The 12,622-nt window shown below is 54.1% G+C and carries 9 protein-coding genes and 1 pseudogene; 4 read left to right on the forward strand and 6 right to left on the reverse strand.

The window, feature by feature from the left end:
• Positions 1-244: 244 nt before the first annotated feature.
• Positions 245-766: pseudogene (locus tag B5G10_RS12970) on the forward strand (leucine-rich repeat domain-containing protein); the annotation flags it as partial.
• Positions 767-1,287: 521 nt separating this feature from the next.
• On the opposite strand, the gene B5G10_RS12975 reads toward B5G10_RS12970, so the two are convergent.
• Positions 1,288-1,830, reverse strand: coding sequence for a hypothetical protein (locus tag B5G10_RS12975; protein ID WP_343285897.1), 543 nt, complete (start codon positions 1,828-1,830; stop codon positions 1,288-1,290).
• Between the two features lies 1 nt (position 1,831).
• On the opposite strand from B5G10_RS12975, the gene B5G10_RS12980 reads away from it, so the two are divergent.
• Positions 1,832-2,986 carry a leucine-rich repeat protein gene (locus B5G10_RS12980; protein ID WP_343285896.1) on the forward strand — a complete coding sequence of 385 codons (1,155 nt, stop codon included), beginning with the start codon at positions 1,832-1,834 and terminating at the stop codon, positions 2,984-2,986.
• 630 nt (positions 2,987-3,616) lie between these two features.
• Here the strand turns inward: B5G10_RS12980 and B5G10_RS10995 are convergent.
• The 5 genes from B5G10_RS10995 to B5G10_RS11015 all read right to left on the reverse strand — a co-directional run bounded on the left by B5G10_RS10995 (position 3,617) and on the right by B5G10_RS11015 (position 9,310).
• Positions 3,617-6,118, reverse strand: coding sequence for a glycoside hydrolase family 2 TIM barrel-domain containing protein (locus B5G10_RS10995; RefSeq protein ID WP_087424774.1), 2,502 nt, complete (start codon positions 6,116-6,118; stop codon positions 3,617-3,619).
• 79 nt (positions 6,119-6,197) lie between these two features.
• Complete coding sequence (locus B5G10_RS11000) at positions 6,198-6,716, reverse strand: FHA domain-containing protein (RefSeq protein WP_087424775.1); 519 nt, start codon at positions 6,714-6,716, stop codon at positions 6,198-6,200.
• 12 nt (positions 6,717-6,728) lie between these two features.
• Positions 6,729-7,826, reverse strand: a complete 1,098-nt coding sequence (gene meaB / locus B5G10_RS11005) for a methylmalonyl Co-A mutase-associated GTPase MeaB (RefSeq protein WP_087424776.1) — start codon at positions 7,824-7,826, stop codon at positions 6,729-6,731.
• A gap of 21 nt (positions 7,827-7,847) precedes the next feature.
• A complete protein-coding gene (locus B5G10_RS11010) occupies positions 7,848-8,918 on the reverse strand; it encodes a DUF1573 domain-containing protein (protein WP_087424777.1) in 1,071 nt (356 codons plus the stop codon).
• Positions 8,919-8,920: 2 nt separating this feature from the next.
• A complete protein-coding gene (locus tag B5G10_RS11015) occupies positions 8,921-9,310 on the reverse strand; it encodes a DUF1573 domain-containing protein (RefSeq protein ID WP_087424778.1) in 390 nt (129 codons plus the stop codon).
• Positions 9,311-9,548: 238 nt separating this feature from the next.
• Between B5G10_RS11015 and B5G10_RS11020 the strand changes: the two genes are divergently transcribed.
• Both B5G10_RS11020 and B5G10_RS11025 read left to right on the forward strand, forming a co-directional pair.
• On the forward strand, positions 9,549-11,369 hold the full coding sequence (locus B5G10_RS11020) for a MutS family DNA mismatch repair protein (RefSeq protein ID WP_087424779.1): 1,821 nt from the start codon (positions 9,549-9,551) through the stop codon (positions 11,367-11,369).
• Positions 11,370-11,465: 96 nt separating this feature from the next.
• Entirely contained in the window at positions 11,466-12,590 is a 1,125-nt protein-coding gene (locus tag B5G10_RS11025; RefSeq protein ID WP_087424780.1) for a helix-turn-helix transcriptional regulator, read from the forward strand.
• The last annotated feature ends 32 nt before the right edge of the window (positions 12,591-12,622 follow it).

The raw sequence follows: 12,622 nt of genomic DNA on the forward strand, positions 1-12,622 counted from the left end.
ACAGGTTGAGTCATTCCGCGCTGTGGATGCGGAATACAAGGAATATCGATAGGAGCCATTCATCTTATTGCGGAAGAATGAAAAAAGTACTCCAGATAGGACTATTTTAATAATTTATATATTATTTTTGCAGAACTATTCTATCAAAGCGTATTGTCCTGTTAAAATCAATAGAGTGTTCCCTACGCTTTTCTATTTTAATGCCTGCCGAAAGGGGACCGACAGGCCTATAAACTAATTTAATATGAAAGTATATTTACAATCATGGCTTTGGATTTTAGTGGCTTTGTGGGGTATATTCCCGGCAAGTGCGTATAGTTTCCAAGTAGATGGGATCTATTATGGAGTCAATGGCGAGGAAGTTTCGGTTAGTTCAGTCTCCTATTCGGGAGATGTGGTTATCCCGGCATCGGTTACTTATGAAGGTAAGACTTATTCGGTCACGAGTATCGGTAGCAGCGCTTTTGCGTATAGTACGAGTTTAACTTCGGTGACGATGCCCAATTCGATCACGAGCATATCTTATAGAGCTTTCGAGTATTGTACGGGTTTGACGTCGATAACGCTTCCCGAGTCGGTGACAAGTATAGGGGGATATGCATTTTCTCATTGTGATGGCTTGACCTCGGTGACGCTACCCGAGTCGGTGACGAGTATCGGGGAATATGCATTTTCTCATTGTGATGGTTTGACCTCGGTGACGATAGGTAGTTCGGTGACGAGTATCGGGAAATATGCATTCTATGATTGTATGGGGCTAACTTCTGTAATATGGAATGCCCGGAATCATGATCCTGAAACTTATTATGATAGTAGTTGTTTTAAGGATTGTAGCCAGATAGCGACTTTTACTTTTGGCGACAGTGTAGAGCGGATCCCCGCGAAGCTTTGTCAGAGTATGAGTAATTTGACCTCGGTGACGATAGGTAGTTCGGTGACGAGCATCGGAGAGTCTGCTTTCTATGGTTGTACGGGTTTGACGTCGATAACGCTACCCGAGTCGGTGACGAGTATCGGAGAGTCTTCTTTCTCGTATTGTGAGGGTTTGACCTCGGTAACAATCCCCAATTCGGTGACGAGTATCGGGATATATGCATTCAAGAATTGCACGGGCTTGACGTCGATAACGATCCCTGAGTCTGTAGAGCGTATCAGAGATAAGGCTTTTGAGAGTTGTATCGGGCTAACTTCTGTAATTTGGAATGCTCGGCGTTGTAATATTGAATCCTATTCTGGTAGTAGTTGTTTTGATAACTGTAGTCAAATAGCGACAGTTACTATTGGCAATCAGGTAGTGTCTGTTCCCAACGAACTTTGTATAGATATGAGTAGTTTGAAGTCAGTCACGATAGGTGAGTCGGTAATGATTATCGGGTCGAGGGCTTTTTCGGGTTGTACGGGTTTGACTTCGATAACGATTCCCAATTCGTTATTGGGTATCGGCGATAGTGCGTTCTCGGGCTGTTCGGGTTTGACGTCGATAACGCTACCCGAGTCGGTAACGAGTATCGGTAGCAGTGTTTTTGAGGGCTGTACGGGCTTAACGTCGATAACAATTCCCAATTCGTTATGGGGTATCGGCGATAGTGCATTCTCGGGCTGTTCGGGTTTGACGTCGATAACGCTACCCGAGTCGGTAACGAGTATCGGTAGCAGTGTTTTTGAGGGTTGTACGGGCTTAACGTCAATAACGATTCCCAATTCGTTATTGGGTATCGGCGATAGTGCATTCTCGGGCTGTTCGGGCTTGACCACAATTACGGTTCCCGAGTTAGTAACGAGTATCGGTAGTAGTGCATTCTCGGGTTGTACGGGTTTGACTTCAATCACAATGGGCAATTCGGTAGAGAGTATTGGGAATAATGCTTTTGGAGATTGTGAAAGCTTGACGTCGATAACGCTTCCCGAGTCGGTAGAGAGTATCGGTAGCAGAGTTTTTGAAGGTTGTTCCAATTTAACAGCTGTCACTTGGAATACTCGTGCATGTAGTATCGGCGACAATCTTTTTGGTGACGGAAACAATACAATAACGGTATTTACTTTTGGCGCTCAAGTAGAGCAGATTCCCAACTATCTTTGTCGGGGACTGAGTGGCTTGACAACGATAATGATATCCAATTCTGTAGAGAATATAGGTGTACAGGCTTTTCAAGAATGTAGTAATTTGGCTTCGGCGACGATAGGTGAGTCGGTGACCAGTATAGGCGAGAATGCCTTTGCCGGGTGTAACCGGTTGGGGTCGGTGACGATTCATGCGGTAACACCGCCCGAGATTTGGTCGAATACATTCGATGATTACGGTATGCCGCTCTATGTGCCGGCCGGGTGTAAATCGAAATATCAGGAAGCCAAATATTGGCGCAATTTCACCGATATTCAGGAAACGGGTGTGACTTTGTATGTGGTCGAAGTTTATTCGTCGGACGAATCGATGGGTACCGTCATGGGTGGCGGTGAATATGCCGAAGGTACCGTGACTACTCTGGCTGCCGTACCGGCCAGCGGTTATCACTTTGTAGCGTGGAGCGACGGGAACACGGAGAATCCCCGCCAGATCACTGTGACCGAAGATATGTCGCTCACCGCCAAGTTTTCGGCTTCGAGCCGGTTGACGGTGGGTTCGAATGACGATACGATGGGTAGCGTGACAGCTGTACTGACTGCTACTCCCAAAGAGGGCTGCCGTTTTGTGCGGTGGAGCGATGGTAATACCGATAATCCGCGTACGATATTTGTAACTGAGTCGATTGACCTGGTCGCCGAGTTTGTCTCGAGTAGTGAAGTGGGCGAACTTGTTGATAACGGGATGCTGGTCTATGTAGTAGATCGCACGCTGCATGTAGAAAATATGGATGGGGACTATCGGGTTTATACGACCACAGGTCAGTTGGTTTATGCGGGCCATGCCGCCACCGTGTCGCTTGACGATGCGGGCATCTATGTGGTGCGCACAAGCAAGGGTTCACAAAAAGTGGTGGTGAAATAAATAACTTTATTCCATGTATTGGAAAAGGCGACAGGCGATTGCCCCTGTCGCCTTTTTTTTGCGGTTGGGGGATGCCTTGCTGTGTCATTCCGCGCTACGACGCGGAATCCAAAGTAGTTGACTTTGTGCCTTTAGGATGAGAATATCTTTATTAAATTTGTGTACTCAATGGAATTGAAATATTATGAATCTTTTGACCGCACAAAATGGTGATGTAATTCTATGTGTAAATATTTCTAAATTATATCACAGCAAGGAGCGAGGGTCTATCTATGAAGTAACTCGTAAATATTGGCCTATAGCCGAAGAGAATCTGTCGAGGATTACCCAGGTAGCTGGAGTTTTTCGGGGAAAGGTCGTAGTCGTTTATGTAAAGCCGTCTTGGCACAGAACTGAAAATCCCGAGTGGCCTAATCGTTGGGAGTTTACTCATCAAGATGAAGAAGGAGATATTCACTCTCCGTATCTTGGAAAATCGGTTCGAATGTATGGTCCTACTCGATATGTAAAATAGAATCCTTTTTGGTCCCCGCCTCGGGGTGTGGGGCGAGAGGGCTAATAAAAACCACCCCGGCGCTCGGGTGAGGCCGGGGTGGTGAGGTGTGCGCGGTGGTTGCCGCGTGTGGGGTGTTATTTGCTCTCGATCACGAGGGTAGCTTTCTTCAGACCTTTGGCAGTAGCCTCGAGGGTGATTTTGCCCGGCTCTTCGGTCGAAGCGACGATGGCGGTCATCATGCCCGAGAATACCTTCATGCGGGGTTCCTGGAACGACTCGAGCGAGGTGGGGTCGCCGTTGGCTCCGGCGCGGTAGTAGCCTTTGCCTTTCACCTTGAACGAGATTTGGTTCGAGGCATTGGGACAGAGGTTACCCTCCTTATCGACTACCTTGACGGTAACGAACGAGAGGTCGCGGCCGTCGGCAGCGATGGTCGAGCGGTCGGCGGTGAGCTCAATGCGATAGGGTTTACCGGCTGTCTTCATCTCCTTCTCGGCCACGGCATTGCCCTGCTCGTCATAGGCTACCACTTTGACGGTACCCGGTTCGTAGCGGGTATCCATCCACATGAGGCGGTAGCGTTGCTGACGTTTGAACTGTGCGGTCGAGAGCGAGTCGCCGCTGTTGTGTACGGTTACCGAGAGGTCTTTGGTTCGTTTGCCCTGGCTCTTGCCGTTGATGAAGAGCTCGGCCGTGGGGTAGTTGGTATAGACGAAGATGGGAGTTACCTCGCCCTCGCGATCTTCCCAGTTCCAGTGGGGCAGGATGTGCAGTGTCTCGGCCTCGGGGTTCCAGTGGCTGCGATAGAGGTAGTAGCGGTCTTTGGGGATACCGGCCAGGTCGATGATACCGAAGAGCGACGAGTGGCTGGGCCAATCGGAGTAGTAGGGGGTGGGCTCGCCCAGGTAGTCGAATCCGGTCCATACGAATTCGCCCATGCAGTAGGCCAGGTCGTCGTGTTGGATGAAGTCGTCTTCGGGCAGGTTGGACCATCCGCAGTGCTCCACGTCGTAGGAGGAGGACTGGTGGTCGGGGTATTTGGGCATGGAGCGACGCTCGACGGGGAACTTATAGACGCCGCGCGAGCTGATGGTCGATGCCGTTTCGCTGCCCAGGATGATGCCTTGAGGCAGTTTCTTTTGATTTTCGATATACTTGAAGGGGCGATAGTTGAAGCCCGGCACGTCGAGTACGGCAGCCATGTTGTTGTTGACTACGGCATCGGGGGCATCCATACCCTGGGTAACGGGGCGAGTGGGGTCTTCGCGGTGGCAGATGTTTTGCAGCCACAGGGTGAGTTTGGGACCCTGGTCGCCCGACCACTGGTCGGGAACCTCGTTGCCGATACACCACATCACCACGCTGGGATTGTTGCGGTAGTGGCGCACGAGGTTGACGATGTCTTTCTCGGCCCATTCGTTAAATACGAGGTGGTAGCCGTTCTGTACCTTGGCGGTGGCCCACTCGTCGAACGACTCGGCCATCACCATCATACCCATCTCGTCGCAGAGGCGCACCAGTTCGGGGGCGGGCATGTTGTGCGAGGTGCGTATGGCGTTGCAGCCCATATCCTTGAGGATACGAATCTGGCGGCGTATGCCGGCCTCGTTGGCGATACCGCCCAACGGGCCCAGATCGTGGTGGTTGCACACGCCTTTGAACTTCAGCGGCTTGCCGTTGAGGAAGAAGCCTTCGCCCTGGCGCACCTCGACGGTGCGGATACCGAAGGTGGTGGTGTATTCGTCCTTGAGCTCATTGCCCTCATAGACCTTCGATACCGAAGTGTAGAGGTTGGGGGTCTCGGGAGTCCACACGGCGGGATGCTCCACGACAAACTCCTGAGCAAAGGTGTTGTTGTCGAAATCGCTACCCCGCATGCGTTCGGTGGTCACGGTCTTGCCGTTGGGGTCGATGATGGCGGTCTCGATTACATAGTCCCGCATCGATTTCCCTTCGGGCAGTTCCCACGCGGTTTTCTGCGTTACCTTGGCGTAGCGGTCGTTGAGGGTGGTGGTGATGATTTGCGTACCCCATACCGGCACATGAGCCTCGTTGGTCACCAACAGATGCACGTTGCGGTAGAGTCCGGCGCCGGGATACCAGCGCGAGCTTTCGGTGAAGTTCTCGAGCCGCACGGCCAGCGTGTTGCTCTCGCCGGCACGCAGGTAGGGAGTGGCGTCGATAAAGAAGGTGTTGTAGCCGTTGGGCCAGTAGCAGGCTTCCTGCCCGTTGATATAGACGCGGGCATGGCTCATGGCACCGTCGAATATCAGGGTGTATTTCTTACCCTCGATCGATTGGGGCACGTCGAATGTGCGACGGTACCAGCCGGTGCCTACGAAGGGCAGACCGCCGGTGCGGCCGGCATGCTCCATGGCCTCTTTCTGGCCGTCCTGTACGATGGCCGTGTTCTGTTTATCGTTGTTGATGCTGAAGGGGCCGTAGATAGCCCAGTCGTGAGGGATGCGCACCGACTGCCATTGCGAGTCGTCGCACTGTGTCTCCTTGAACTGCGGGTTGTCGTTGCGGGTAAATTTCCAGTCCTTTTCCAGCAGAGTCTCGGTGCGAACCTGTGCTTGTGCCGATAGCCACAGCGGCAGGGCCAGCAGCACCAGTAGTGTGAATCGTTTTATCATATAGGTAATTTTAGTGTGTTTCGGGTTAAGTGTGTGGTTTCTCATGTGTGGTATTATTCTTGAGTTGTGAAAGACAGGGCTATTCGAAATACTCGTCGTCCTCCTCGCCGGGAATGTGCACGATGAAAGTGGCGGCTCCTATCGACACCACGTCGCCGTCGTGGAGCAGAGCCCGCTCGCGGTCGCCCAGCAGGGTGTTGCGCAAGAAGGTGCCCGTGAGGCTGGGGTTGTCGCGCAGGGTGAGTTGGAGCTGTCCGCCCTTCTCCTTGACGTGGATGATGCAGTGGCGGCGGTCCATACTCATGTCGGTGGTCTCGATGGCAATATCGACCTCGGTCCCCTTCGAGGCGCGCCCGATGAGGTTGTCGCCCGGGTGCAGGGGAAACTCCTGCCGGTAGCCGAAGGCGTTTTCGAGCACGGTAATGTAGCCGTGTGAGGTGTCGAGATTCCCCCCGTTGCTGTCTTCAATCTGGTCGAGCGTCATGACGAAGCGTTTGCGACAGTTCGGGCAGATGAACGAGATGTGGCTCGAAGCGTCGTATCGCGACTCGTCGAAGGTGAAGGCTTTATCACATTTGGGACAGATGACCTGTTTCATGGCGTGCAACGGTTATTTGGCTTGGTTGAAGTAGTAGTCGAGTACATCTTTGGCTGCCATGAACGAACTCTGCTCGTTGTTCAGCACACGAGCCTGCTTCTCCTCCAGCATCTTCTCGATTTGCGGGTTGCGGTAGAAGTGGTCGCGCAGCTGCTCGTTAATGGTCTCGAACATCCAGTATTTGGCCTGTTCCTGCCGTTTGTAGTCGAAGTATCCGTTTTTCTTGACGAAGGCCACGTAGTTGTCGATCATCTCCCACACCTCGGCGATACCTATCTCGTAGTAGCCCGAGTAGGTGAGCACCTGGGGTATCCAGCCCGAGGGCGTAGGGGGGAACAGGTGCAGGGCGTTGCGGAACTGCGCCTGGGCCAGTTTGGCCTTCTCGATGTTGCTGCCATCGGCCTTGTTGATGACAATGCCGTCGGCCATCTCCATGATGCCCCGTTTGATGCCTTGCAGCTCGTCGCCGGTACCGGCCAGCTGGATGAGCAGGAAAAAATCGACCATCGAGTGGACGGCTGTCTCCGACTGGCCCACACCCACGGTCTCGACAAAGATGTTGTTGTATCCGGCGGCCTCGCACAGCACGATGGTCTCGCGGGTCTTGCGGGCTACGCCGCCCAGCGAACCGGCCGAGGGAGAAGGCCGTATGAAGGCGTTGGGGTGAACCGAGAGCTTCTCCATGCGGGTCTTGTCGCCCAGGATACTCCCTTTGGAACGCTCGCTGCTGGGGTCGATGGCCAGCACGGCCAGTTTGCCTCCCCGCTTGAGCACATGGAGGCCGAAGGCGTCGATCGAGGTGCTCTTGCCGGCACCCGGTACTCCGGTAATGCCCACCCGCACCGAGTCGCAGGCGTGGGGGAGGCACTTCTCGATTACCTCCTGGGCAATGGTTTGGTGTTCATACAGGTTGCTTTCGACCAGCGTGACCGCCTGGCTCAGAATACTCGTGTCGCCTTTGACAATGCCTTCGACATATTCGGCGGCCGTGAAAGAGCGGCGGCGGGCCGTGCGCATCTTTTTCAAGTAGGGGTTGACGATAGGCGGTTGCTCGATACCTTTGTTAACGGCAAGTCCTGCGTATTGTGCGTCGTTCTCGGGATGCTCCATAGTTATGTACAGTTAAGGAAGTTATTCAAATGAACCTAATATCCGTATGGGTTTCGACGGCTGGTTGGGGTCGTTTGAGATTATCATGACCCGGCAGTTCAACAGATTGGTGCGGGCCATCGAAGGGTCAACCTCGATGGTCAGTTCGGTCGATTTCCCGGGGTTGACGGTGCGGCGTTTCAACTTCACCTTCAGGGCCCGGTTTTCGTTGGATATCTTGTGTATGGTTAGTTTCGATTCCCCGGTATTGGTAATCGTGAGGGCCTGTTTCTGAGGCTTATTCCCCTTGATAATGCCAAAGTCGATGACATCGCTCGAGAGGATGATGTGCCCGGCCTGTTGCCGCTCTTCGGCGCTCCATGACTTGAAGTCGTCGAGCAGATTGGCCGATACGGTGATGGTGTTGAACTGGGGCGTGTCACCGTGGTCGAGACTCAGGGTGAACTCGTCGCGGCGGAATCCCCAGTCGTCGATGGCGTCGGGGTCGTAGTGAATCTTGAGGATGCCCTCTTCATCGGGGTGAAGCATCGACGGAATCATCTCGGCCAGGATGTGCGGGGGCATATTCTTGAAGGTTGGTATCAACTCGGTTTTCCCCTCGTTGCGCACCACCAGTTGCCCGGTCTTGATATGCCCTTTGGGCACGTCGAAGAGGGGGATGTGCAGGCTGCGCAGCGACAGGTCGCCAATGTGATAGGGGTTGGCTATCCGGCGCGATTTCGACCCGATAACCACGCCGGTGATGCGCAGGGTCTCGCGGTCGATCGAGGCGTTGGTCGTGACATAGACCGGCTTGGAAAAACGGCCCGGCCGACCCTTGGGATTGTAGGTCACCTTGATGACCCCCGAGTCGTTGGGAGCGACCGGTTCGCGGGTGTATTGCGAGGCGGTGCATCCGCAGGTCGTGCGCACGTTGGTCACCACCAGCGGCTCGTTACCGGTGTTGACAAACTTGAAGAGGTGCGTGACCGGTCCCGTCTCCTCCTCGAAGGTGCCGAAATCGTGGCTCTTGGCATCGAATACGATTTGCGGTTGAGCCAGGGCCACGGCCAGGGAGGTGCCTAAGAATAGAGTCAGAATAAGACGTTTCATAACTACTGTTTTTTAGGTACAACAACCCCCTCGATAATAAGTTTTACGGCAGCCTTGCTGGCATTGGTATAGACTTTAACCTCTTTGCGGAAGGTTCCGGGACGCCCCTCGGGATTGAAGTTGACCACGATTTTCCCTTTCCCTTTGGGGGCGATGGGCTCTTTGGTAAAGTGCGAAGCTGTGCAGCCGCAGGTGCTGCGGGTATCGATGATGATGAGCGGAGCGTTGCCGCTGTTGGTAAACTCGAAAGCGTGGGTTACGTTGCCCTTCGACTCCTGGATGTAGCCGAAGTCGTAACGGGGAGAATCGAATGTAATCTTGGCCTTCCCGCTGCCGGCGTTGAGCGACAGGGTAAGCAGGAGAGTCACAAGCAGTATGATCTGTTTTTTCATCGTTCGTGTTGTTTTGCTACTCTTTGCAAATGTAGGGAATTTAGATGGAAAAATCTAATAAAAGGTATAGATTGAGAAGCGATACATCATCTGGGCCTGTTGCAGGTACCGGTGTAGCGGGCCTGCCCTCTGCTGTAATAGAGTCTGGCGTGTGGGAAAATAGCGGGAGAGGCGTCGCCGTTCGGCAAATATTTTTTATCTTCGCCTGAATTTTTTTGAAGAATATACACTCCAACAGATGGAAGATATACGACAAGATTACCTCAACTGCCTCGAGTCCAATGCCCGGGAGACGGCAAGGATAAAACGATACATACAGTTCATCGGCCTGCTGCGACTGCTGGTTTTTGTGGCTGCCGCCGGGGCGGTCTATCTGTGGCACGGGAACGGAGCCTGGGTTTGGGGTTCGGCGATAGGGGTCGGTCTTGTGCTCTTCCTGGGTTTGGCCCGGGTACACGACCGGTGGTTTCGCAAGAAAGAGTTTACCGACAGTCGCGAGCGGGTCATACGGCGTGAGTTGGCTCTGCTCGATTACCGATTCGAGGGCATAGACGGGGGCGATGAGTTTATAGACCCCGCTCACGATTACAGTTTCGACCTCGACCTCTTTGGAGCGAAATCGTTTTTCGCCTATCTCAACCGCAGCGCTACGGCCGTGGGGCGACAGGCTCTGGCCCGGCTCATGAAGCATCCCGATCTTGATGCCGAGGTAATTCGCCGGCAACAGGATGCGGTCGAGGAGTTGAGCCGCCGCACCGACCTTCGCATCGATTTTCAGGCGTGGGGCGGCTGTTCGGGCGAGAACCAGGCCGATACCCATTCGCTGGAGCAATTGGCCGGGATGCCTCGTTTCGGGACCGGACGGGTGGTAGGTACCCTGATTCTTGCTCTGCCCGCGCTCTACCTCATTTTGCTGGTTTTGTGGCTGACCGGTGTGATTGCCGGCAGTGTGATTGTGTGGCCTTTTATCGCCCTGTTGGCCGTGGCCGGCATTTTGGCCAAGCGGGTCACCCGCATCCAGGAGCAGCTCAATGCAGCCCTGGCCTCCCTTTCGCACTATGTGCGCCTGTTCGAGACAATCGAGCAGAGCCGTTTCGAAAGCGAGCGGCTTGGCCATTTGCAACGCGCCTGTACCGAGGGCTCAGGCTCCGTTTCGCAACGGGTTGCCCGGCTGCGGCGGTTGCTTGGCAACCTCGACCAGCGATGTAATTTTGTGGGGTTCATGGTACTTAACGGATTCCTGTTGTGGGATGTGCGACAACTCAATGCCTTGAATCGCTGGCTCGACGAGAACCGTGAGCTACTGCCCCGTTGGCTCGAGGTGCTGGCACAGTTCGACGTGTGCTGTTCGCTGGCCTCTTTCCGGTACAACCATCCCCACTATACGTTCCCCCATATCGTGCTCGACCGTAGGCCCGTGATGCAGGCCCAGGCGTTGGGGCATCCCCTCATTCCCCGCGACCGCTGCGTGTGCAACGATGTGGCCCCCATGAACGAAGGTACCTTCCAGGTTATTACCGGGGCCAACATGGCCGGCAAGAGCACCTACCTGCGCACCATCGGCATCAACTACCTGCTGGGGTGCATGGGCGCGCCGGTGTGTGCCCGCAGCATGACCTTCACGCCGTTGCCCCTCTTCACCGGCTTGCGGGCCAGTGATTCGCTGGCCGACAACGAGTCGTACTTCTTTGCCGAGCTTAAACGGCTGCAGCAGATTGTGATGCGGCTGCGCCGTGGCGAGAAACTTTTTGTCATCCTCGACGAAATCTTGCGGGGTACCAACTCGGTCGATAAGCAGACCGGCTCACTGGCCCTGGTGCGGCAACTGGTAGAGGCGGGTGCCGCCGGTATCATCGCCACCCACGACCTGGTGCTGGGACAACTGGCCGAGAAGCTGCCCGGGCAGATAAGCAACTATCGGTTCGAGGCCACCATCGAGGGCGACGAACTCACCTTCACCTACCGTCTGCAACCCGGTATCGCCCGCAATATGAACGCCTGTTTCCTGATGAAAAAGATGGGCATCATCCCCGCCGAAGTCTCCGGGAACGATTCCTGAGATTATGAATTCTGTTTTGATTTTGTGCGCTTCACGTGTACAAAATAAACTGAAATCCTTGTACCTTTGTATCTGTTTGCCGCAAAGTGTGAAAAGATGAATCTGGCTCTCTACGATTATTCATTGGGCATAGCCTTGGTGCTGATGCTGTTTTTTGCCTTCTATTTTCTGGTGGGCAAGACTCCCGACAAGCCCATATTCGTCAACTATCTGCGTTCGCGCCGCATCATGGGTGCGGCTTTGCTGGTGTTGAGTGCCAACTACTCGGTACACCTCTTTTGCGGACTTCGGCCTTTTCACCATCAGGAAGCTATCCTGATGAACTTCTCCACCTATTTCATGGCCTATTGGTTGTTCAGTGCGGCACTTACCACCTTGCTCGACCGCTTTTACCTGACCCGCCGACGCTTCTGGCGGCACATGGGCTACTGGGCGCTGTTTACCGCTCTTTCGGCTCTCCTTCTCATAGCCGTGCCTTCGGGGCCCGTGCAGCAGGTTGGGCTGGTGCTCCTGGCTTTGTGGCTGTTGGCCTATGGGCTTTGGCTGGCCCGCAGGCTTATCCGTACCTACCGATGGGCGGTGCGCCTGTTCGACGACACGCACTCCGAGTATATCGCGGCCTATATCCGCTGGATGTCCATCTTTACCTGGTGGGCAGTCATCTATGGGGTCAGTTGCGGGCTGCTCACGTTCCTGCCCGACCGGTATCTGTTCCTGTGGGTGCTCTCTTCCATACCGTTTTACATTTATCTGTTTGACTCCTATATCAACTACCTGCTTTTCTACGAACAGGTGGAAAGCATCCTGGAGCAGGAACCACCCGAAGATATTGGCGAACCTATCCCCGTTGAGGATGGAATGTCGCTGGGCCCGCAGCCGTATCGTAAGGAGATAGAAGGACGCCTCGCCGCCTGGATCGGGAGTCAAAGATATACCAGCCCGAAGCTGACTATCGGCGACCTGGCCCTTGAGCTGGGCACCAATCGCACCTACCTCTCTGCCTACATCAAGGACACCTACCAGGCTTCGTTCCGCGAGTGGATTGCCGGGCTGCGCATCGAGTATGCCAAGCAGCAGATGGTGGAGCATCCCGACCTGACGATTGCAGTCATATCCGAGGAGTCGGGGTTCCTCTCGCTGAGTTATTTCTCCCGGATTTTTACCGAAAAGGAGGGGTGCTCGCCCTCCAAGTGGCGGAAGAGTTTTGTAGAGGAGCAATAAGGCAGCCCTGTTTTTTTGTGCCTTTTCTGTCA

The sequence above is a fragment of the Barnesiella sp. An55 genome (assembly GCF_002161555.1).
Taxonomy (GTDB): Bacteria; Bacteroidota; Bacteroidia; order Bacteroidales; family Barnesiellaceae; genus Barnesiella; species Barnesiella merdipullorum.